The following is a 19524-nucleotide window of genomic DNA, read 5'->3' on the forward strand; positions in this document are numbered from 1 at the left end:
GTTCAGGCCTTCGCTACGGCTTCAAGCCAGGTCAGTACGGCGTCGACATCATCCAGGCGGTAACGCGCCGCCGTCTCGCGCTCGGGGCCGACCAGCACGCCATAGCCGCCCAGGGCCGCCGCCGCCTCGAACCCGTATTCATCGGTCAGGTCGTCGCCCAGCATGACCGGAACCGCCCCCTTGAACGGCGCCTCCTGCATGAAGGCAGTGACGGCCGTGCCCTTGTCGGCTCCCGGCGTCTTCAACTCCAGCACCATATGGCCGGGTTGAAGCGTCAGGCCGGTTTCGGATTGCAACTCTGCAGCCAGCGCCTTGGCCGCGCCCGCTTCGTTCGGCGCCTGGCGGTAGTGCAGGCCGACCGACACGCCCTTGTCCTCGACGATCACGCCGGGGCGGTCGGCGGCGAAGGCCTCGAAGGCCTCCATGGCCTCGGCGACCCCCGCATCCGCCGTCTTACGCTGGATCGAACCGTCTTTCAGACGGCGCTCCAGCCCATGCACGCCCGAGCCGGAAACAAGGGCGTGGTCGGATATGCGGTCGATCTCGGCGATGGTGCGGCCGCTGACGATGGCGACACGGCCTGACAGCCGCGCCTCGACCGCCTTCAGCGCCGATGTGCGTCGCGCTGTGGGCAGGACCGCGTCGGGCGTCGGGGCCATCGGCGCCAGCACGCCGTCCATGTCCAGAAACAGGGCGATTCCGTCGGCGACGACAGGCGGTGTCGGGAGCAATAGCGAGGCGGCTCCGGCATGAGACGGCATTGACGATCAGACTCTTTGTTTGACTTCCCCGACGATCCTAACGCGCCAATGCGGCAAAGGTTGACCAGAAACCGACAAAGTCGTCTGAAAGGAGGGCGGCGCGCGCCACGCAGTCACGGTGGATCGCGCCCGTCAAAGAAGGAGAGCCCGGTTGCGGGCCGTCAGAGCATGACCGAGATCGTTCACTCGACCCCCGAAGACATCGCCAGCATGACCGATCGCGCGCGAGAGGTCGTCCGGCTGAACATTGAGGCGCTGGAAGCGCTGGAGCGTTCGATCGACGTTTCCATCGCCCGCGCGGTCGACGTGATCATGAGCCGACCCGGCTATGTCGTCGTCACCGGCATGGGCAAGTCGGGTCATATCGGCAACAAGATCGCCGCGACCCTGGCCTCGACCGGCACCAACGCCTTCTTCGTTCACCCGGCCGAAATGAGCCACGGCGACCTGGGCATGCTGCGCCCCGACGTGACCCTGCTGGCCCTTTCGAACTCTGGCGAGAGCCGCGAACTGCGCGATCCGCTGATCTATTGCCAGCGCAACGGCATCCCCGTCATCGCCATCACCCAACGCCCCGCCAGCTTCCTGGGCCGCAACGCCGCCGTCTGCCTAACCATGCCCAAGGTGGCGGAGGCCTGTCCCAACGGCCTGGCGCCGACGACCTCGACCCTGATGGCCTTGGCCCTGGGCGATGCCCTGGCCATGGTGCTGATGGACCGTCGCGAGTTCACGGCGATGGACTTCGGCCTGCACCACCCCGGCGGCGCCCTGGGCATGAGCCTGCAAAGCGTGCGCGAATGGATGGGCGACAACGCCGCCGCTCCGGCCAGCGTGCCGCTGAACGCCAGCTTCGGCGACGTGGTGTCGGCCGTCACCGAGGGTCGGAAGGGCGCAGTCGCCGTGCTGAACGATGACGGAACCCTGGCGGGGATCGTCACCGACGGCGACCTTCGCCGCGCCTTCCAGCGCGACACCACCCATCTGACGGCGGCCGACATCATGGGCGCCAACCCGATCACCGTCGATCCCGACGCTCGCATGAGCGACGTCGTGGACTTGCTGACCGCCAACAAGATCGCCAACCTGTTCGTGATCGAGGATGGAAAGCCCACGGCCATCGTCCACATCGCCGAACTGATGCAGGCCGGTTACGTCGCCTGACATGCGTATTCTCTATGACGCCAGCCGGCTGATGAGCCGGGCCGATCGCTCCGCCCCGACCGGCGTGGACCGGGTCTGTCTGGCCTATGCCGAATGGCTGCTAACCTCGTCGAACGTGACGACCATTCCGGTGCGGGGTCGCAAGAACCGGCTCGTCGCCGTCGAGATCGGCTGGTTCCGGCGTTTCGTCGTCGATCTGCGCGCAAAATGGAACGGCGCCGCCAGTGCGCCAGCAGACCTTGCGCACGAACAGCGGCTGCTGGCGGCCTTGACGTCAGAGACTCGGCCCGCTGCATCGGTGCTGGGCGCGCCCCCGGCCCCCGTTCAGGAGAAGCCAGCCGACAAGACCCGCGTGCTGAAACAGTTCTTTCGATCCCGTCATGCCAAGCCTTTGCCGGAGGCCGACCTCTATTTGACCGTGGGGCACACCACCCTGCACGATCCGGCGGCGCTTCAAGATCTTCAGGCGGCCGGGATCGAGCGGGTCGTCCTGATCCACGACCTGATCCCTGTGACCCATCCCGAGTTCTGCCGCCCTGGCGACGGCGAGAAGCACCATGCGCGCGTCGCCAACACCCTGCGTCACGCCAGCCGGATCATCGTCAACTCGGCCTACACCGGCGAGGAACTGCGCGCCTTCGCCAGTCGTGAAGGCCTGCCCCAGCCGCCCATCCACGTCGCCCACCTCGGGCTGGAGCCAGCCTTCGTCGCCGGCGACGCCGTCGCGGCGGCCCGCCCCTATTTCGTTCACGTCGGCACCATAGAGGCGCGCAAGAACCTGGCCCTGCTGCTGACGCTGTGGCGCCGGCTGGAGGAGCGGCTGGGCGAGCGAACCCCGTCGCTGGTGCTGGTCGGCCGCTACGGCTGGGAGAACGAGGCCGTGCTGGATCATCTGCAACGCTCGCCCAATCTGCAGGGCGTGGTGCATCAGGCCTCCAACCTGTCCGACACCGTCCTCGCGCGCCTGATGCGCGGCGCCCGCGCCGTGCTGGCCCCCTCCTCCGTCGAGGGGTTCGACCTGCCGGCGGTCGAGGCCTGCGCCATGGGCCTTTCCCTCTTCGCCTCCGACATCCCGCCGCACCGCGAATTGACGCCGAACGCCGAACTCATCGATCCGCTCGACGGCCTGGGCTGGTTGGCCGCCATCGAGCGCGCCACTCAGGCGGCCCCGGCCTCGCCGCCGGCCTATGTCGCCCCGGACTGGCCAGGGCATTTCCGCATCGTCGCCGACGCCATCGGCCTTGAACACGCCTAGCCTCTGGCGAGCGGGCTCAAAGGCTTGTAATCAATCCGCGAACAAGGGCCATCCAGCTTCATGACGCGCACCATCCTGCCGCTTGCCATCGTCGCCATCCTGGGCGGCTGCTCCACCCTGCCGCGCGACGGACCGTCGGGCGCCTCGGTCAACGCCGGCGCCACCACAGCTTCCGCCTTGGGCAGCTACGCCCTGGTGCCGCTGACCTATGAGGTCACCGAGCGGATGAAACAGGTGCCGCCGCAGTTCTTCGGCACCCTGGCCGCCGGATCCAGCGACCAGCCCGCCGACGTGATCGGCGAAGGCGACACCCTGGCGATCTCGATATTCGATCCTTCCGGCTCGTTGTTCGGCGGAACACTGGGCTCCGGCTCGTCGTCCGGCCGCACGAATACGACCCTGTCCGGCGGCAATCAGGCCCTGCCGGGAGCCGTCGTCGATCGCTCGGGCTCGGTCGCCATTCCCTTCGGCGGTCAGGTTCGCGTCCAGGGCCTGACCTCGACCCAGGCGGCGGCGGCGATCCGACGCTCGCTGGTCGGCAAGGTCGCCAATCCGCAGGTTCTGGTGTCGATCGCGGGCAATGCGTCCAACACCGTCAACGTACTGGGCGACGTTCGCCAGCCGGGCCGCGCGCCCCTGGGCGTCAACAGCGACCGCATCCTGGACGTCATCGCTGCGGCCGGCGGTTCGGCCCGCACCACCGACGATTTGACCATCAGCATCCAGCGCGAAGGCCAGACCTACACCGCGCCCCTGTCGGCCGTGACGACCGAGTTCGGCGAGAACGTCCGCTTGCAACGCGGCGACGTGGTCAATGTCCAATACAAGCCCCGCCGCTTCTCGACCTTCGGCGGCCTGAACGCCGTGGCACAGGTCGATATGCCGGCCGGCCCCATGACCCTGACCGGCGCCATGTCCAAGGTCGGCGGCCTTAACACCAACACGGCCAACGCCCGCCGCGTCCTGATCTTCCGCTTCGAACGCCCCGAGGTGGCCCAGGCCCTGGGCATCACCCAGCCCGCCACCCCGCGCGGCGTGCCTGTGGTCTATGAGCTGGACTTCAGCGACGCCGCCAACGTGTTCGCCGCCACCAATATGCAGGTCATGCCGGAAGACGTGATCTATGTACCCCTGGCCGGCGCTGCCGAGATGCGGAAATTCTTCGAGGTGGTTCAGAGCCTGACCCGCGTCGTCTATGACGTGTCGGTGACCAGCACGCTCAACAACAACTGACGTCATGGCCAGACGGCGGGCGCTGCTTTCGGGTCTGTTTTCACGCAAGCCCGCCGCCGCGTCTGCCGACGACCGCGCCGATCCGTTCGAGCGTCCCGCCGATCTCGAACCCGTCGAGCCCGACGCCCTAAGCTTGGCGCTGGACGAGATCGAGGCCGGCGCGCTCGACATCTACGCCGGCGCCGGCTGGCCGACGCAGCCCGGTCATTACCGGCGCGAGCCCGACAGCGAGGACTGGACGTTTCTCGCCGCCGACATTGGGCCGTCCGAACGGTTCGCGCTCGCGCTTGAATACCCGCCCGAACGGGGCTGGCGGTTCGCCAGGCTTCAGGATCTGGGCGCCCGCTCGGAGCGCGAAGACCTCCGCGCCGCCGCCCGTCTGCTGGGCGATGTCGCAGCCTTGCGGAACTCCCGGCGAGAAACCCTAACCCAGGACCATCTTCTCACCGCTATGGAGCTGGGCGCCGCCTGGCGTGCGCTGCGAGACGCCCAGGCCGTGCGAACCTCCCGCCTGACGCTCTCTGTGCCAGCGCGAACAAGATCGCTCAAAGGCGACAAGCCGCCAAAGCCGCGCTAGAGAGCCCGCCTCCCCGAACAGCAGGCTCCATCATGTCCGACGCCCCCGAAAAACCGCCCGAGTTCCAGCCCGTCGGCCGCATCATCGCCATGCCGGCGGACACCAACCCCGAGGGCGACATCTTCGGCGGCTGGCTGCTGGCCCAGATGGATGTCGCGGGCGCGACGCCGGCGTTTGAACTGGCCTGCGGGCGCTGCGCCACCGTGGCGCTGGACGGCATGGTCTTTCACCAGCCCGTGTCGGTCGGCGACGAGGTCAGCATCTACGCCCACGTCATCGGCTCGGGCCGCACCTCCATCCGCGTCCACGTCGAGGCCTGGAAGCGCGCGCGGGGCCAGCCCCAGGCCGCGTCCGTGCGGGTGACCCAGGGCGTCTTCACCTATGTGGCCATCGACGAGCACCGCAAACCGCGCGCCCTGCCCGGCAAGGAATGAGGCCGGCAAGGAATAGGCGCAAATCTTGACCTTGGGCCGGGGCGGGCTTACGTCCCGGCCATGGCCATCCGACGCATCCTCACCATCGACAACGCCGCCGACCTGGCGATCCTGAAGCAGGTTTCCACGCCCGTCGCGGCGGTGGACGACGCCGTCCGCGCCCTGATGGACGACATGCTGGAGACCATGTACGACGCGCCCGGCATCGGCCTCGCCGCCGTGCAGATCGGCGCCCTGGACCGGGTCATCGTCATGGACCTGGGCGATCGCGACGGCACGGTGCCCGAAACCGAGGAAGAGGACACCCCCGAGGCCTTCGAGGCGCGCAAGAACCCGCGCTTCTTCGCCAACCCGGAAATCCTGTGGACCTCGGACGAGCTCTACACCTACGAGGAAGGCTGCCTGTCGATCCCCGAGTATTTCGACAAGGTGGAACGCCCGGCCCGCGTCCGCATTCGCTATTTGAACCGCGACGGTCAGTCGGTGGAGGAAGAGGCCGAGGGCCTCTACGCCGTCTGCATCCAGCACGAGATGGACCACCTTAACGGCGTGCTCTTCATCGACCATCTGTCGCGTCTCAAGCGGGATCGCGCCGTGACCAAGGTCAAGAAGGCCGCCCGCGACAGGATCGCCGCCTGATGACCAAGATCGTCCGCCCTGAACGTATCGAACGCGCCGCGCGCCGCATCGCGCCGTCCATTCCGCGCGGCCGCTCGCTGATCATCGATTCCTCGGGCCGTCGTCGCCTGACCCGCAGCCAGAAGATCGGCGTCGCCGGGGTCGCGACCCTCGCGGGCGTGGCCCTGCTGGGCGTCGTGGCGGGCCTGCTGCTGGACAAGCTGCTCGACTTCGACGACGCCCTGGACGCGGGCGGCGAATGGGATGAGGGCGGCGGCGTCTTCACCCGCTGGCAGTAGGCGGCCTAAACCTCTAAAGGCGTGCCCATGCGCCTTGCCTTCATGGGAACTCCCGACTTCGCCGTGCCCTCCCTGGCCGAGCTGATCGCCTCGGGCCACGAGATCGTCGCCGTCTATTCGCAGCCGCCGCGCCCCAAGGGCCGGGGGCAGAAGCTGACGCCGTCGCCGGTTCACGCCTTCGCCGAGACCATGGGCCTGCCGGTCTTCACGCCCGAGAGCATGAAGGCCCAGGACGCCATCGACACCTTCCAGAGCCTGGACCTCGATGCCGCCTGCGTCGTCGCCTACGGCCAGATCCTCAAGGCCGAGGTGCTGGATGCGCCCCGCATGGGCTGTTTCAACCTGCATGGATCGCTGCTGCCCCGTTGGCGCGGCGCCGCGCCGATCCAGCGCGCCATCATGGCGGGCGACGCCCAGACCGGCGTCCAGATCATGCAGATGGGCGTCGGCCTGGACGAAGGCCCCATCCTGCTGACCGAACTGATGGACATTCGCGCCGACGACACGGCCGCCACCCTGTCCGAGCGCATGTCCCATGTCGGCGCCGGCCTGTGGCCACGAGCGCTGGCCGCCATCGAGCGGGGCAGCGTGACCCCATCGGAACAGGTCGGCGAACCGACCTATGCGAAGAAGATCACCCCCGCCGAAGCCCGCATAGACTGGACCCGTCCGGCGGCCGAGGTGGACGCCCATATTCGCGGCCTGTCCCCCTTCCCAGGCGCCTGGTTCGAAGCGCCCTCCGACACCGGGCCGGTGCGGATCAAGGCCCTGCTGTCGGCCCTGGCGGACGGTTCGGGCGCGCCCGGCGCGACGCTGGACGACGCCCTGACCGTCGCCTGCGGGACTGGCGCCGTGCGTCTGATCCGCGTCCAGCGCGAAGGCAAGGCGGCGCAAGGCGTCGATGAGATGCTGCGGGGCTTTGCCCTGCCGGCCGGGACCGTGCTCGGCTGATGCCGCGCTACAAGCTGACCCTCGAATACGACGGCACGGCCTACAACGGCTTTCAGGCCCAGGAGGACCAGCCGACGGTCCAGGGCGCGGTCGAGGCCGCCATACTGGCCTTTTCGGGCGAGCGGATCCGTATCGCCGCCGCCGGACGCACCGACACCGGCGTTCACGCCACCGCCCAGGTCATCCATGCCGATCTGGAGCGCGACTGGCCGGTGGAAACCGTCCTGAACGCCATCAACGCCCATCTGATCAAACAGGACGTCTGCGTCCTGTCGGCCGAATATGCGCCTGATCCCGACTGGCACGCCCGCTTCTCGGCCACCGGGCGGGGCTATCTGTACCGGATCCTGAACCGGCGGCCTCAGCCGGCGCTGGAGCGGGACCGGGTCTGGCACGTCAAGAAGACCCTGGACGCCGAGGCCATGCACCACGCAGCCCAGGTCCTGGTCGGCCTGCACGACTTCACCACCTTCCGCGATGTGGGCTGCCAGTCCAAGTCGCCGGTCAAGACACTGGACGTGGCCCGCGTCAGCCGGTTCGGCGAGGAGGTGCACCTGGTCTTCCAGGCCCGCAGCTTCCTGCACCGTCAGGTCCGGTCGATGGCCGGCACCCTGGTCGAAGTGGGTCTAGGCCGCTGGACCGCCCACGACGTCAAGGCCGCGCTGGAGGCGAAGGACCGCGCCCGGTGCGGTCCCGTCGCCCCCTCGGCGGGGCTCTATCTCAGCGGCGTGCGCTACGACTGAACCCCGCCTGGGGCCGGATCAGCCGCGCTGTCGAACCAGCACCTCGGCGATCTGGACCGCGTTCAGGGCCGCGCCCTTGCGCAGATTGTCGTTCGAGACGAACAGGGCCAGGCCGTGCTCGACCGTCGGATCGGGACGCACCCGGCCGACGAAGACCGGGTCCTGGCCCGCAGCTTCCAGCGGGTTCGGCACGGCGGTGACGACCACGCCCGGCGCCCGGCCCAGCAGGTCCAGCGCCTGGGTCACGGACAGGGCATGCTCGAACTCGACATTGATCGACAGGGAGTGGCCGGTGAAGACCGGCACCCGCACGCAGGTGCCCGAGACCGGCAGGCCGGGGATTTCGAGGATCTTGCGGCTCTCGTCGCGCAGCTTCAGCTCCTCGTCGGTATAGCCGTCTTCGCCGAGGCTATAGTTTAGGGCCACGACATTGGCGGCGATCGGCACGACCCACTTCTCGGGCGCGCCGAAGTCCACGGCCCCGCCGTCACGGGCCAGGGCCGCGCCCTGCCCCACGGCCGCACGCGACTGGTCCTCCAGCACGCGAATGCCCTCGACCCCGCCGCCCGAGACGGCCTGATAGGTCGAGACCGTCAGACGCTTCAGCCCCGCCGCATCGTGCAGGGGCTTCAGCACCGGCATGGCGGCCATGGTGGTGCAGTTGGGGTTGGCGATGATCCCCTTGGGCAGGTTCGCCAGGGCGTGGGGGTTCACTTCGGCGACCACCAGCGGCACCTCGGGATCGCCGCGCCAGGCGGAGGAGTTGTCGATCACCACCGCCCCGGCGGCCGCCACCCTGGGGGCCAGGGCCTTGGACGTGTCGCCGCCGGCCGAGAAGAAGACGATATCCAGACCGGCGTAGTCGGCGCTCGCCGCATCCTCGACCACGATGTCGGTCTCGCCGAAGCGGATGGTCTTGCCCGCCGAGCGGGCCGAGGCGAACAGGCGCAGCGAGGCCAGGGGGAAGTTCCGCTCGGCCAGCAGGCCGCGCATCATCTCGCCGACGAGGCCGGTGGCGCCGACGATACCGACATGAGGCGGATTGGACGGGGAAAAGGACATTCAGGCGTCTCCTGGAAAGATGGAGGCGCGGGGTTCAGCCGGATCGACCGCCCCGCGCATCGGCGGGGCTTGGGATCGGGGTTCGGCGCTTCAGACCTCGCGCACACCCGAAACCGCCCCGCCGAAGCCGGTGGTTTTCGAGGTAATCGCTTTGGTCATGTTCTGCGTCACGGCGACGCTCTCTAAGGGCAAGGATTGTCCCTGTAAACTGGCTGTCGCGAAAGAATTGGCGTGGTGGCAAGCTTAATGGATCGCACGTCGCAATAAACTATCGCCACACAGTTCTTTCCCGTCATCCTCGGGCTTGACCCGAGGATCGGATGATCTGTTGCATTGCGCTTCATCCAGACGCACAGCCCGCCCAACACCCGGTCCTCGGGTCAAGCCCGAGGATGACGGGTGCGTAGGAGGAAGGCCTCCTCAGACCTTCGACAGGATCAGGGTGCCGTTGGTGCCGCCGAAGCCGAAACTGTTGGACATGACGTGGGTCAGTTCGCCCTCGTGGCGCTGACGCAGGATCGGCATGCCCTCGAACGCCGGATCGAGGTTTTCGATATGGGCGCTCTCGGCGGCGAAGCCGTTCTGCATCATCAGCAGGCAGTAGATGGCTTCCTGCGCCCCCGCCGCGCCGAGCGAGTGGCCCGTCAGCGACTTGGTCGAGGAGATCATCGGCATCTGGTCGCCGAAGACGGCGCGCACGGCCTCCATCTCCTTAGAGTCGCCGACCGGGGTCGAGGTGCCGTGCGGGTTCAGGTAATCGATCCGGGGATTGCCGGCCTGTTCCAGCGCGATCTTCATGCAGCGCTGGGCGCCCTCGCCCGAGGGGGCGACCATGTCGTGGCCGTCGGAATTGGCGCCATAGCCGGTGACTTCGGCCAGAATGGTCGCGCCGCGCGCCTTGGCCCGCTCGTATTCTTCCAGCACCACGATGCCGGCGCCGCCGGCGATGACGAAGCCGTCGCGGTTGACGTCATAGGCGCGCGAGGCGACCGACGGATTGTCGTTGAAGTCCGAGGACATGGCGCCCATGGCGTCGAACATGTTCGACATGGACCAGTCGATGTCCTCGCAACCGCCGGCGAAGACCACGTCCTGCTTGCCCCACTGGATCTGTTCGACCCCGGCGCCGATGCAGTGGGCCGACGTCGCACAGGCCGAGCTGATCGAATAGTTGACGCCGCGCATCTGGAACCAGGTCGACAGAACCGCCGAGGGACCGGACGCCATGGCCTTGGGCACCGCGAACGGGCCGATGCGCTTGGGCGAGCCGCGCTCGACCGTGGTGGCGGCGGCCTGCAGGATGACCTGGGTCGAGGGACCGCCCTCGCCGACGATCAGGCCGATGCGGTCGTCCTTGATCTCGTCGGCCGTCATGCCCGACGACTTCAGCGCTTCTTCGAAGGCGATGTGCCCCCAGGCCGTGCCGTTGGCCAGGAAGCGGGCCGCGCGACGGTCCACCAGCTCTTCCCACGGGCCGATCTTGGGCGGCGCCCAGACCTGGCTGCGGAAGCCGTATTTGGCGTGATCGGGGGCATGGACGACGCCCGAACGGGCTTCGCGCAGAGACTGGGTGACCTCTTCGGCGCCGTGACCGATGGAGGAGACGATGCCCAGGCCAGTGACGACGACACGACGCATGGTGTTTCCTTCTGATGCTTCTTGACCCGAGGGTCTTCCGCCTTGTTCGCGGTTATATAGGGGCTTAAGCGCCCGCCGCCTCAACCTTGGCGCCGAACAGGCCGACCCGCATGTCATTGCAGGTGTAGATGACCTGACCGTCGGCCTCCAGCACGCCGTCGGCGATGCCCATGACCAGTTTGCGGTTGATGACGCGCTTCAGGTTGATCTTGTAGACCACCTTCTTGATGTCGGGCGTGACCTGGCCCGTGAACTTCACCTCGCCGACGCCCAAGGCGCGACCCTTGCCGGGTCCACCGATCCAGCCGAGGTAGAAGCCGACCAACTGCCACATGGCGTCCAGGCCCAGGCAGCCGGGCATGACCGGGTCGCCGATGAAGTGGCACTGGAAGAACCAGAGCTCGGGATTGATGTCCAGTTCGGCCTCGACATAGCCCTTGCCGTGCTCGCCGCCGTCCGCATTGATCGTGGTGATACGGTCGAACATCAGCATCGGCGGGGCGGGCAACTGGGCGTTGCCGGGACCGAACAGTTCGCCGCGGCCCGAGGCCAGCAGGGCCTCATGATCAAAGGACGAAGGGTATTGGGACTGGGTCAAGGCGCTTCCGTTTCTTGATACGTTGCGCGCGGGTTACACGACCCCGCCGCTTCGCTCAACAGCGTGCGGTCAGTTGCGTCCCGTGCCCGCCGGCCGATTGGCGTTGCACAGCGCCCGTTCCTGGGTTCCGAACACCGCCCGCTGCGCCACCCAGCCTTCCAGCCGCCGCGCCCGGACCTTGCACCAGCCCTCTTCGCATTCGTCCAGCAACACCAGGGCGCGCGGCGACAGACGCGCCCGCACAGAGGCCGTCTCGGATCGGCCCGACCGGATCGGCACTTCCTGGGCGGTGGTGTTGAACACATAGCGGCGGCCCGACGACACGGTGCGGTGGATCCAGGCCACGGCGCCGTCCGGGTCGCAGATCTTGCGCCATTCGGTCGTCTCGGCGATCACCTGAACGGGCAGGCCGGCGGCGCGGTATTCCCACAGGATCGGATAATCCAGCCCCGGCCCCTGACGGGCGCGCACGTGCGAGGACTTCAGAGAAATCCAGCGCGGCACCTCCAGCCCGGTCGGGGTCGGGCGGCCGTCGGGCATGGTCGCGCCCGCGCTGGCCATCACCCCGAGACCGAGAATCGCCAGAACGACGGCGGTGCGGCGTCGCAGGCTTTGGAAGATGGCGGCGGCTTTGCTAGACACTGAATGGAACGACCCGTCGCGCGGGCTTTCGATCCGTCTGAATCGCCGCCCGCAAACCAAGGCCCGCAATGTCCGCCCGCAAGCTTAAGGTCGTATTAACCAGACGCCTGCCCGACGCGGTGGAAACGCGGATGCGCGAGCTGTTCGACGCCGAACTGAACCTCAAGGACCAACCGATGGATCGCGCCGCGCTCCAGGCCGCCGTCCAGCGCGCCGAGGTTCTGGTGCCGACCATCACCGACGTCATCGACGCCGACCTGATCAACGGCGCGGGCGAGCAGTTGAAGATGATCGCCAACTTCGGCGCCGGCGTGGACCATATCGACATCGACGCGGCCGTGGCGCGCGGCGTCATCGTCACCAACACCCCCGGCGTCCTGACCGAGGACACCGCCGACTTGGCCATGAGCCTGATCCTGGCCGTCAGCCGCCGCATCGTCGAGGGCGCCCAGGTGGTCGCCGAGGGCCGGTTCGAGGGCTGGACCCCCACCTGGATGTGCGGCCGCAAACTGTGGGGCAAGCGGCTGGGCATCGTCGGCATGGGCCGGATCGGCCAGGCCCTGGCCCGCCGCGCCAAGGCCTTCGGCCTTCAGGTCCATTATCACAACAGAAAACCCGTCTCCGCCCTGATCGAGGAAGAACTGGGCGCGACCTACTGGGACGATCTGGACCAGATGCTGGCGCGGATGGACATCGTCTCGCTGAACTGTCCGGCGACCAGGGACACCCACCATCTGCTGTCGGCCGAGCGTCTCGCCCGGCTTCAGCCCCACGCCATCCTGATCAACACCGCGCGCGGCGAACTGATCGACGAGGCGGCCCTGTCTCAGGCCGTGGCCATGCGCGCCCTGTCCGGCGTCGGCCTGGACGTGTTCGAGAACGAGCCGGCCATCCACCCCGGCCTGCTGGGTCAGCCCAACGTCGTCCTGCTGCCCCACCTGGGCTCAGCGACGCTTGAGGCGCGCCAGGACATGGGCGACCGGGTCATCGCCAACGTCATGACCTACCAGAACGGCCACCGTCCGCCGGATCGCGTCATTCCCGCGATGCTTTAGGCCGCAGCCAGCAGTCGCTCTGCGGCGTCCGGGTATTTCTGCGCCAGCCGCGCCGCCCAGTCCGCCTTCAACGGCAGCGGCGCGCGAACCTTGCGGATGCGGCGCTCGACCAGGGCGGCCGCCTCGCGGTGCGCGGGCCAGTCCATCAGAAAGCCCAGCGCCGTCTCGAAATCGGCATAGGTCGCGGCGTGCGCGAGGGCGCGGTCCAGCGCCTCGACGTCATCGAAATCCGGCAGGCGCGCCAGATAGGCCCTCAGCACCGGCGTCGACAGGTCGCGTTCGAACATCGCCCAGCGAAGCTCTTGCGCCTCGTCCTTGCGGCCCTCGGCTTCCAGCAGGTCGATCGAGGTCGCCTCCCAGGCCGGCGTCAGGGTCGGCGGGCCGGCTTGCGGCGAACGCCCAAAGGTCCAGCGCCGATTGCCCGCCGATGGCGCCAGCGCCGCCTCCAGCGCCTGTCGCGCCTCCGGAATACGGTCAGCGACCAGCAGCCGCTTGGCGACCACCGCCGCGAAATCCGGCGAGCCCCGCTCCTCCGGCGTCGTCAGCGACAGCCACAGATCAAGATCGCCCGCCCGGTCCGCCAGCCGCCGCATCACCGTCCGCATCCCGCGCGCGCTCGATGTCTTGTCCAGAGTGTCCAGCAGCCGCCTGGCCAGGTCCACCGTCAGTTCCTCGCCGCCCGCCCCGATCCAGCGGGCGTATTCCAGCGGCTGACGCTCCACCGCCTGGGCCAGCGGTGCGACGGCCTTCTCGTCCGCCTGAACGGCAGCCCCGGCGATCCGCCACAGGTCCGGCGCCGCCGTCTCGAACGCGGCCGACACCTCGCCCTTCTGATCCTTGACCCGCGTCGCCAGGCCGCGAAACAGGTCGAACCAGGCGATCAGCCGCTCCAGCCCCTCCCGCGGCGCCGCCACGGCCAAATCGTCCACGATGGCCCCGCGCAGAATGTCCAGATCGCGCAGCAGGTCGGGCCGCTTGCGCCACGACACCCGCGCCCGGCTGGCGGCGATGGTCGACAGACGCTTGTGCAGTTCCAGCGCCAGCAGGTCCGGCCCGGCCTCGGCCGCCAGCACCAGCCTGAGCCTGCGCTTCAGAATGGCGTCCGCGTCGGCCGCCTGCATCAGCAGTTCGCCCAGGCGATCCGCCCCCAACCCGCTCAGATTGGCGGCGTTCAGGCGTTTGGGCGAGGCGGGACGTCGGGCCATCGGGCCTCCTTTTCACAAGTCTGTCGGACCGGACTCACACGGCTGTCGAAAACCACGGGCAGGGGAGGAACCGTCGCGAGCGGGCTTCGTTTCCGGCGACCTGTCTGAGGAAGTGTTGCGTTGGACTCCTACTATTGCATCGTCAACCTGCCCGGCGTTCCGGTGCGGGACATCTGCGTCCTCGACGCCGCCAACGACACGGCGGCCAATCATGCGCTGGAGGGCATCGCCCGCAACTGGGTCGGGTTCGAGACCCTGTATCTGTATTGCGGCGAACGACTGGTGACCGTTCTGAGCAACCCTGCCCTGGGTTTCGCCGCGCCCCTGCCGGATCTGGACCTGGCCGACATCCGTTTCGCCACGGCCGCCTGAAGCTCAGCCGCCGCAGACGGGGCAATGGGGGTCTGACCCCACCCGTACGGTGCGCGCCGTGCCCGCAAGACCGTCATAGAGCAGCAGACGTCCGGTCAGAGCCTCGCCTGCCCCCGTGATCAGCTTGATCACCTCCAGCGCCGCCATCGACCCGATCACGCCCGCCAGCGCCCCCACGACACCCACGCGCGAACAGGTCTCGGCGTCCGGCGGAATCTCCGGCGTCAGGCATTGATAGCAGGGCCGGCCCGCAAACACCCCGACCTGACCGTTCCAGCGCCCCAACGCCCCCGACACCAGCGGCTTGCCCGCCGCGACGCAGGCCGCATTGACCCACAGCCGGGTCTGGAAATCGTCAGTGCCGTCCAGGACGATGTCGAAGGCGCCCACCCGCGCCGCTGCATTGTCGAGCGTCAGCCGCTCGGCGAAGGTCTCGACGGACACATGCGGATTGAGCCCCTCCAGCCTGTGCGCCGCCGCCTCCACCTTGGGCCGGCCGACCTCGGATGTCGAAAAGGCGATCTGGCGTTGCAGGTTGGACAGGCCCACCACGTCGTCGTCGATCAGGCCCAGCGTCCCCACGCCCGCCGCCGCCAGATAAAGCGCCGCCGGCGACCCCACGCCGCCCGCGCCGACGATCAACACCCGCGCGCGTTTCAGCCCCTGCTGCCCCGGCCCGCCGACCTCGGACAGGACCAGATGCCGCGCATAGCGTTCGACTTCGTCTTCGGAAAAGATCACGCCCCCATTTAGCGGTCCCGGCGCCTGGGCGCGAGGGGCGTGTTCTAGACGGCGTGCGCCGCCGTCTGCTCCAAGCTGGCCAGCAGCCGTGCCACCCCGCCGGAGGCTTCCGCCTGTGTCAGATCGCTGGCCATGAAGGCTTCGACCTCGGGGGTCGTTTCAAGGCGCGCCATGGTCCAGTCGGGAAATAGTCGCTGCGAGATGGGCTGGTCGGACAGGATGCCCAGATTGTCATGGCGCCGATCCTTCACCACCCGCGCCATCACCCGGTTCAGATCGCTTCGCGCGCCTTCCAGGATTTGCAGGAAACGGCCTTCGTGACGCATCAGGACACCGGTCAGATGGTCGCGACGATTGTTCTGTTCGGACACGCCGATAATGTCGATCAAGGCCATCAGACTGGAGCCGACGGACCCGGTCGCCTCGCTCACATAAACGATGCGGAACAACGCCATAACCACTCTTACGCTACTAAAGGGCCAAGGCCCGATGCGGACAGCTTGGCGATTAACGGTTAACGGTTAACAGTTGATGCCGATGTCGTGCGGTTCACGCCGCCATCTTGACCTGCTCGCACGACAAAAGTTTTTCGAGCCCGGCGGCAGAGAGATCACTCAACCGCCGACCGCGCAGAATGTCATTCGCCTGGGTCTCGCTGAGCGCACAAAGGCGGGCCGTGTCATTTATCCTGCGATGCATGACCGGCCGGTCTTCGAGCACCTGCATATTGCGATGACGCGGATCGTTCGAAAGACGAGCCAGCAAGCGATCGACGTCCGCCCGCGCGCCTTCGATCAGCTGGGCGGCCTCGCCGTCGTGAAACATCATGGCGCTGCTGATCTCGTCGCGACGATTATTGCGCTCGGACGCGCCCAGGATTTCGGCGACGGACTGCACGTCCGCGCCAGCCATGGCGACCATTTCACTCACGAAAACGAGACGATACAGCAACGGACATTCCGGATTTCAAGGCAATCACGCCAGTATTTTGCCGTTATACGACCAAGTAGGGTCAGAATATGACCCGGGCGTCAGCGTCCTGCCCCGTCTTGATCCATCGCCGCCGACTGTCCATCTGATCGGGATGAACCGATCCTTTGACGCCTCCGCCTCGTCCTTCCCCGACTGGCACGGCACCACCATTCTGGCGGTGCGCAAGAACGGCCGCACCGTCATCGCCGGCGACGGCCAGGTCTCGATGGGACCGACCATCGTCAAGGGCGCGGCGCGCAAGGTGCGGGTTCTGGCTGGCGGCAAGGTGCTGGCGGGCTTCGCCGGGGCCACGGCCGACGCCTTCACCCTGATTGAACGGCTGGAGGCCAAGCTGGAGCAGTATCCCGACCAGCTGGCCCGCGCCTGCGTGGACCTGGCCAAGGACTGGCGCACCGACCGCTATCTGCGCCGGCTTGAGGCCATGCTGCTGGTGGCGGACAAGTCGTCCATCTTCACCGTTACCGGCGTCGGCGACGTGCTGGAGCCGGAATACGGCGTCGCCGCCGTCGGTTCGGGCGGCAACTATGCCCTGTCGGCGGCCCGCGCCCTGATCGAGGAAACCGAGCTGGACGCCGAACAGGTCGCCCGAAAGGCCATGAAGATCGCCGCCGAAATCTGCGTCTACACCAACGGCAATCTGACGGTGGAGACGCTTCAGGCCTGATCCGGCCGCCGGGTCAGATCACTTCCGCGATCAGGCCCAGCGCCTTGGCCTCCTGGGCCTCGATATACCAGTTGGCAGGCGCGCGTTTCAGCACCTCCTCCATGGTGACGGAGGATCCCCGCACCAGATTCTCGAACCCCTCGTTCTGGATGGTGATGGAGTGTTCGAGCTCGTTCAGCATCGCCCGGACCGAGGCGATGCAGGTGGTCAGCGGCCCGATGACGTGCAGCTGCTGGTCCATCTTGCGCTCATGGATCATCACCCGCGCGCCCCGCGTCAGATAACGGTTCGGGGTGGCGAAGAAGCTCATGAAGGTGGCCCCGGCCGAATAGATCGCCGCCTTGCCAAGGAAGACCAGCCGTCGCGACGGATTGATGTCGCTCTGGAACCGGACGTCCTCGCCCATCATCCGCGCCACCTCGGGATCGCCGCCCAGGGTCGACAGCTCGATCACAGTCAGCCCGGTCTTGGGGGCGGCCGCCAACTGATCACGAAACCGGTCGTACATTGCATAATCTACGGCGCCGGCCAGAAGGATGCGCGGCGTGTCGAAGGCTTCGGCGGTCAGGACGCCCGTCGGCGCGGAACGCGACATCAGGCGTCGGGCGACGACGCGGCGTCCTCGCTGACCGGATAGCCCTGCGCCGAGGCCCAGGATTTCGCCTCGCCGATGGAAAAGAAGGCCTGATGACGGATACGCCGAGACCCGTCGGTATCGACCAGTTCGCACTCCCACCAGCGGATCGTGCGTCGGTCCGACGTATTGCAGGTGCGAGGTACGAGAAGGGCGTGTGGCGTCATGGCGCTCAACAACGGCAAGCCTGCGCCCAAGTTCCGCCCCAATGCGATTTCTCTTCGCGTTAACAAACGCCTGTGTCCGCTGACCGACATTGGACCGCACAGCGCATATGGCGTCAACGGCCCATGCAATTTGCGGTGACCCGCCCCTTGGCTTAAGCGCGCGCCATGACCATCGACACGCCGATCCGCCCCATTGCCCGCAACCCGCGCGGTTTCGCCGACAAGCGCGGCCGCGACCTGACCGCCGAACGCCGCATCGTCGCGCGCGTGTCCGAAGTCTATGAGCGCTGGGGCTTCGAGCCGCTGGAGACGCCGGCCTTCGAATACGCCGACGCGCTGGGCAAATTCCTGCCCGACGCCGACCGCCCCAACGAAGGCGTGTTCGCGCTTCAGGACGACGCAGGGTCGGACGAGCCGGGCGAGTGGATGGCCCTGCGTTACGACCACACCGCGCCCCTGGCCAGGTTTGCGGCCCAGACGTGGGAGACTCTGCCCAAGCCGTTCCGGCGCTACGCCTATGGGCCGGTCTGGCGCAACGAGAAGCCCGGCCCCGGTCGCTTCCGCGAGTTCTGGCAGTGCGACGCCGACACCGTCGGCTCCGACCGGCCCGAGGCCGACGCCGAGATCATCGCCATGGCCTGCGAGGGTCTGCGCAGCGCCGGCCTGGACGCCGGCCAAGCCCAGATCCGCGTCTCGAACCGCAAGCTGTTCGACGGCCTGTTCGACGCCGGCGGGGTGACCGAGGCCGGTCAGCGGCTGACGGCCCTGCGCGCCATCGACAAGTTCGACCGTCTTGGCTGGGAGGGCGTGGTCCAGCTGCTGGGCGAAGGCCGCCTGGACGAGTCCGGCGACTACACCAAGGGCGCCAGCCTGCCGACCAAGGTCACGGCGGCCATCGAGGCCTTCCTGGCCTCGGCCAATACGCCAGGCCTGACGCGGGCGCAGACCCTGGACGCCGTCGCCCGCTCCGGCGACCTGGGCGCGGCGGGCGAGGCGGCGCTGAACGAACTGGCAGCCATCGACCGGGCGCTTGGCGCCATGAAGGTCGGTCAGGAGGCGGTGAAGTTCGACCCCACCATCGTGCGCGGCCTGGAATATTACACCGGCGCCGTGTTCGAGGCCGAACTGCTGCTGGACACCGTAGACGACAAGGGTCGCCCCGTCCGTTTCGGCTCCATCGGCGGCGGCGGCCGCTATGACGACCTGGTCGCCCGTTTCACCGGCCAGAGCACCCCCGCCACCGGCTTCTCCTTCGGCGTCTCGCGCCTGGCCTCGGCCCTGCGCGCGGCCGGACGCGGCGCCGAGGACGCCGTGCGCGGCCCCGTGGTGGTCATCGTCTTCTCCGAGGACGACATGGCCCATTATCTGACCGCCGTCGCCGAACTGCGCGCCGCGGGCGTCTCCGCCGAACTCTATCTGGGTCGCGCGGGCATGAAGGCCCAGATGAAATACGCCGACCGGCGCGGCGCCCCTGCCGTCGTCATCCTGGGTGGGGACGAGATCGCCGCCGGCGAGGTCACCATCAAGGATCTGGACGCCGGCCGCGCCGCCGCCGCCGCCATCACCGACAACGACGCCTGGAAGGCTGAACGTCCGGGCCAGATGAAAATCCCTCGCGAGGGCCTGGTCACCGCCATCAAATCTATTATCGAATAAGCTTCGATAATAAGGAGCCTCAAAGATGGGTTATCAGCGATAAGTCGAAGAAAGTTCGACTCGGG

General features: G+C 67.8%; 24 protein-coding genes. 13 read left to right on the top strand and 11 right to left on the bottom strand.

Going from position 1 to position 19524, the window contains the following annotated elements; genetic code table 11:
- Nucleotides 1-2: 2 nt before the first annotated feature.
- Nucleotides 3-761 (bottom strand): trehalose-phosphatase, encoded by a 759-nt coding sequence (gene otsB / locus ACP69V_RS01245; protein WP_426022334.1) that lies wholly within the window; start codon nucleotides 759-761, stop codon nucleotides 3-5.
- A 168-nt stretch (nucleotides 762-929) separates the two neighbouring features.
- Here otsB and ACP69V_RS01250 point away from each other — a divergent pair, with 168 nt between their 5' ends.
- From ACP69V_RS01250 to truA, 9 genes are read left to right on the top strand one after another with little or no spacing between them, the layout of a single operon-like run.
- The gene (locus ACP69V_RS01250) at nucleotides 930-1922 is read left to right on the top strand and encodes a KpsF/GutQ family sugar-phosphate isomerase (protein WP_426022335.1); all 993 of its coding nucleotides are present in this window, start codon (nucleotides 930-932) and stop codon (nucleotides 1920-1922) included.
- Nucleotide 1923: 1 nt separating this feature from the next.
- Nucleotides 1924-3177 (top strand): glycosyltransferase family 4 protein, encoded by a 1254-nt coding sequence (locus ACP69V_RS01255; protein WP_426022336.1) that lies wholly within the window; start codon nucleotides 1924-1926, stop codon nucleotides 3175-3177.
- Between the two features lie 60 nt (nucleotides 3178-3237).
- A complete protein-coding gene (locus ACP69V_RS01260; protein WP_426022337.1) occupies nucleotides 3238-4410 on the top strand; it encodes a polysaccharide biosynthesis/export family protein in 1173 nt (390 codons plus the stop codon).
- A 4-nt stretch (nucleotides 4411-4414) separates the two neighbouring features.
- Complete coding sequence (locus ACP69V_RS01265) at nucleotides 4415-4987, top strand: hypothetical protein (RefSeq protein WP_426022338.1); 573 nt, start codon at nucleotides 4415-4417, stop codon at nucleotides 4985-4987.
- A gap of 32 nt (nucleotides 4988-5019) precedes the next feature.
- The gene (locus tag ACP69V_RS01270) at nucleotides 5020-5421 is read left to right on the top strand and encodes an acyl-CoA thioesterase (protein ID WP_346495695.1); all 402 of its coding nucleotides are present in this window, start codon (nucleotides 5020-5022) and stop codon (nucleotides 5419-5421) included.
- A 60-nt stretch (nucleotides 5422-5481) separates the two neighbouring features.
- Nucleotides 5482-6060 carry a peptide deformylase gene (gene def / locus ACP69V_RS01275; RefSeq protein ID WP_426022339.1) on the top strand — a complete coding sequence of 193 codons (579 nt, stop codon included), beginning with the start codon at nucleotides 5482-5484 and terminating at the stop codon, nucleotides 6058-6060.
- Nucleotides 6060-6338 carry a hypothetical protein gene (locus tag ACP69V_RS01280; RefSeq protein WP_236547456.1) on the top strand — a complete coding sequence of 93 codons (279 nt, stop codon included), beginning with the start codon at nucleotides 6060-6062 and terminating at the stop codon, nucleotides 6336-6338. The genes def and ACP69V_RS01280 overlap by 1 nt, the downstream gene beginning before the upstream one ends.
- Nucleotides 6339-6365: 27 nt before the next feature.
- Nucleotides 6366-7289, top strand: coding sequence for a methionyl-tRNA formyltransferase (fmt, locus tag ACP69V_RS01285; protein WP_426022340.1), 924 nt, complete (start codon nucleotides 6366-6368; stop codon nucleotides 7287-7289).
- Nucleotides 7289-8032: a tRNA pseudouridine(38-40) synthase TruA gene (gene truA, locus ACP69V_RS01290; protein ID WP_426022341.1), complete on the top strand. Its 744-nt coding sequence runs from the start codon at nucleotides 7289-7291 to the stop codon at nucleotides 8030-8032. Before fmt ends, truA begins: the two co-directional genes overlap by 1 nt.
- A gap of 18 nt (nucleotides 8033-8050) precedes the next feature.
- On the opposite strand, the gene ACP69V_RS01295 is transcribed toward truA, so the two are convergent.
- From ACP69V_RS01295 to ACP69V_RS01310, 4 genes are all read right to left on the bottom strand, one after another.
- On the bottom strand, nucleotides 8051-9094 hold the full coding sequence (locus ACP69V_RS01295) for an aspartate-semialdehyde dehydrogenase (protein WP_426022342.1): 1044 nt from the start codon (nucleotides 9092-9094) through the stop codon (nucleotides 8051-8053).
- Between the two features lie 420 nt (nucleotides 9095-9514).
- Nucleotides 9515-10732 (bottom strand): beta-ketoacyl-ACP synthase I, encoded by a 1218-nt coding sequence (gene fabB / locus ACP69V_RS01300; RefSeq protein WP_426022343.1) that lies wholly within the window; start codon nucleotides 10730-10732, stop codon nucleotides 9515-9517.
- A gap of 64 nt (nucleotides 10733-10796) precedes the next feature.
- Nucleotides 10797-11330 carry a 3-hydroxyacyl-[acyl-carrier-protein] dehydratase FabA gene (gene fabA, locus ACP69V_RS01305; protein WP_426022344.1) on the bottom strand — a complete coding sequence of 178 codons (534 nt, stop codon included), beginning with the start codon at nucleotides 11328-11330 and terminating at the stop codon, nucleotides 10797-10799.
- Between the two features lie 69 nt (nucleotides 11331-11399).
- Entirely contained in the window at nucleotides 11400-11972 is a 573-nt protein-coding gene (locus ACP69V_RS01310; RefSeq protein ID WP_346495688.1) for an SH3 domain-containing protein, read from the bottom strand.
- A 68-nt stretch (nucleotides 11973-12040) separates the two neighbouring features.
- Here ACP69V_RS01310 and ACP69V_RS01315 point away from each other — a divergent pair, with 68 nt between their 5' ends.
- Entirely contained in the window at nucleotides 12041-13027 is a 987-nt protein-coding gene (locus tag ACP69V_RS01315) for a 2-hydroxyacid dehydrogenase (protein ID WP_426022345.1), read from the top strand.
- On the opposite strand, the gene ACP69V_RS01320 is transcribed toward ACP69V_RS01315, so the two are convergent.
- On the bottom strand, nucleotides 13024-14232 hold the full coding sequence (locus tag ACP69V_RS01320) for a DUF6880 family protein (protein ID WP_426022346.1): 1209 nt from the start codon (nucleotides 14230-14232) through the stop codon (nucleotides 13024-13026). The genes ACP69V_RS01315 and ACP69V_RS01320 overlap by 4 nt on opposite strands.
- A gap of 120 nt (nucleotides 14233-14352) precedes the next feature.
- On the opposite strand from ACP69V_RS01320, the gene ACP69V_RS01325 reads away from it, so the two are divergent.
- The gene (locus ACP69V_RS01325; RefSeq protein WP_426022347.1) at nucleotides 14353-14604 is read left to right on the top strand and encodes a hypothetical protein; all 252 of its coding nucleotides are present in this window, start codon (nucleotides 14353-14355) and stop codon (nucleotides 14602-14604) included.
- A gap of 3 nt (nucleotides 14605-14607) precedes the next feature.
- On the opposite strand, the gene ACP69V_RS01330 is transcribed toward ACP69V_RS01325, so the two are convergent.
- The 3 genes from ACP69V_RS01330 to ACP69V_RS01340 form a co-directional block, all read right to left on the bottom strand.
- Entirely contained in the window at nucleotides 14608-15345 is a 738-nt protein-coding gene (locus ACP69V_RS01330) for a HesA/MoeB/ThiF family protein (RefSeq protein WP_426022348.1), read from the bottom strand.
- Nucleotides 15346-15389: 44 nt separating this feature from the next.
- On the bottom strand, nucleotides 15390-15800 hold the full coding sequence (locus tag ACP69V_RS01335) for a BLUF domain-containing protein (protein ID WP_426022349.1): 411 nt from the start codon (nucleotides 15798-15800) through the stop codon (nucleotides 15390-15392).
- A gap of 94 nt (nucleotides 15801-15894) precedes the next feature.
- On the bottom strand, nucleotides 15895-16296 hold the full coding sequence (locus tag ACP69V_RS01340; protein WP_426022350.1) for a BLUF domain-containing protein: 402 nt from the start codon (nucleotides 16294-16296) through the stop codon (nucleotides 15895-15897).
- A 133-nt stretch (nucleotides 16297-16429) separates the two neighbouring features.
- Between ACP69V_RS01340 and hslV the strand changes: the two genes are divergently transcribed.
- Entirely contained in the window at nucleotides 16430-17002 is a 573-nt protein-coding gene (gene hslV / locus ACP69V_RS01345) for an ATP-dependent protease subunit HslV (protein ID WP_426022351.1), read from the top strand.
- A 13-nt stretch (nucleotides 17003-17015) separates the two neighbouring features.
- Here the strand turns inward: hslV and ACP69V_RS01350 are convergent, their stop codons facing one another.
- Nucleotides 17016-17597 carry a ClpP family protease gene (locus ACP69V_RS01350; RefSeq protein WP_426022352.1) on the bottom strand — a complete coding sequence of 194 codons (582 nt, stop codon included), beginning with the start codon at nucleotides 17595-17597 and terminating at the stop codon, nucleotides 17016-17018.
- A complete protein-coding gene (locus tag ACP69V_RS01355) occupies nucleotides 17597-17803 on the bottom strand; it encodes a hypothetical protein (RefSeq protein WP_426022353.1) in 207 nt (68 codons plus the stop codon). Before ACP69V_RS01355 ends, ACP69V_RS01350 begins: the two co-directional genes overlap by 1 nt.
- Before the next feature lie 165 nt (nucleotides 17804-17968).
- Between ACP69V_RS01355 and hisS the strand changes: the two genes are divergently transcribed.
- Complete coding sequence (gene hisS, locus ACP69V_RS01360; protein WP_426022354.1) at nucleotides 17969-19459, top strand: histidine--tRNA ligase; 1491 nt, start codon at nucleotides 17969-17971, stop codon at nucleotides 19457-19459.
- The last annotated feature ends 65 nt before the right edge of the window (nucleotides 19460-19524 follow it).

This window comes from Brevundimonas sp. PWP3-1b1 (assembly GCF_049896065.1).
Classification (GTDB): Bacteria; Pseudomonadota; Alphaproteobacteria; order Caulobacterales; family Caulobacteraceae; genus Brevundimonas; species Brevundimonas intermedia_B.

Bases quoted from the DNA above. Each gene is read 5' to 3' on its own strand.
- otsB (WP_426022334.1), bottom strand. From the start codon at position 761: ATGCCGTCTCATGCCGGAGCCGCCTCGCTATTGCTCCCGACACCGCCT.
- ACP69V_RS01250 (WP_426022335.1), top strand. From the start codon at position 930: ATGACCGAGATCGTTCACTCGACCCCCGAAGACATCGCCAGCATGACC.
- ACP69V_RS01255 (WP_426022336.1), top strand. From the start codon at position 1,924: ATGCGTATTCTCTATGACGCCAGCCGGCTGATGAGCCGGGCCGATCGC.
- ACP69V_RS01260 (WP_426022337.1), top strand. From the start codon at position 3,238: ATGACGCGCACCATCCTGCCGCTTGCCATCGTCGCCATCCTGGGCGGC.
- ACP69V_RS01265 (WP_426022338.1), top strand. From the start codon at position 4,415: ATGGCCAGACGGCGGGCGCTGCTTTCGGGTCTGTTTTCACGCAAGCCC.
- ACP69V_RS01270 (WP_346495695.1), top strand. From the start codon at position 5,020: ATGTCCGACGCCCCCGAAAAACCGCCCGAGTTCCAGCCCGTCGGCCGC.
- def (WP_426022339.1), top strand. From the start codon at position 5,482: ATGGCCATCCGACGCATCCTCACCATCGACAACGCCGCCGACCTGGCG.
- ACP69V_RS01280 (WP_236547456.1), top strand. From the start codon at position 6,060: ATGACCAAGATCGTCCGCCCTGAACGTATCGAACGCGCCGCGCGCCGC.
- fmt (WP_426022340.1), top strand. From the start codon at position 6,366: ATGCGCCTTGCCTTCATGGGAACTCCCGACTTCGCCGTGCCCTCCCTG.
- truA (WP_426022341.1), top strand. From the start codon at position 7,289: ATGCCGCGCTACAAGCTGACCCTCGAATACGACGGCACGGCCTACAAC.
- ACP69V_RS01295 (WP_426022342.1), bottom strand. From the start codon at position 9,094: ATGTCCTTTTCCCCGTCCAATCCGCCTCATGTCGGTATCGTCGGCGCC.
- fabB (WP_426022343.1), bottom strand. From the start codon at position 10,732: ATGCGTCGTGTCGTCGTCACTGGCCTGGGCATCGTCTCCTCCATCGGT.
- ACP69V_RS01315 (WP_426022345.1), top strand. From the start codon at position 12,041: ATGTCCGCCCGCAAGCTTAAGGTCGTATTAACCAGACGCCTGCCCGAC.
- ACP69V_RS01320 (WP_426022346.1), bottom strand. From the start codon at position 14,232: ATGGCCCGACGTCCCGCCTCGCCCAAACGCCTGAACGCCGCCAATCTG.
- ACP69V_RS01335 (WP_426022349.1), bottom strand. From the start codon at position 15,800: ATGGCGTTGTTCCGCATCGTTTATGTGAGCGAGGCGACCGGGTCCGTC.
- hslV (WP_426022351.1), top strand. From the start codon at position 16,430: ATGAACCGATCCTTTGACGCCTCCGCCTCGTCCTTCCCCGACTGGCAC.
- ACP69V_RS01350 (WP_426022352.1), bottom strand. From the start codon at position 17,597: ATGTCGCGTTCCGCGCCGACGGGCGTCCTGACCGCCGAAGCCTTCGAC.
- ACP69V_RS01355 (WP_426022353.1), bottom strand. From the start codon at position 17,803: ATGACGCCACACGCCCTTCTCGTACCTCGCACCTGCAATACGTCGGAC.
- hisS (WP_426022354.1), top strand. From the start codon at position 17,969: ATGACCATCGACACGCCGATCCGCCCCATTGCCCGCAACCCGCGCGGT.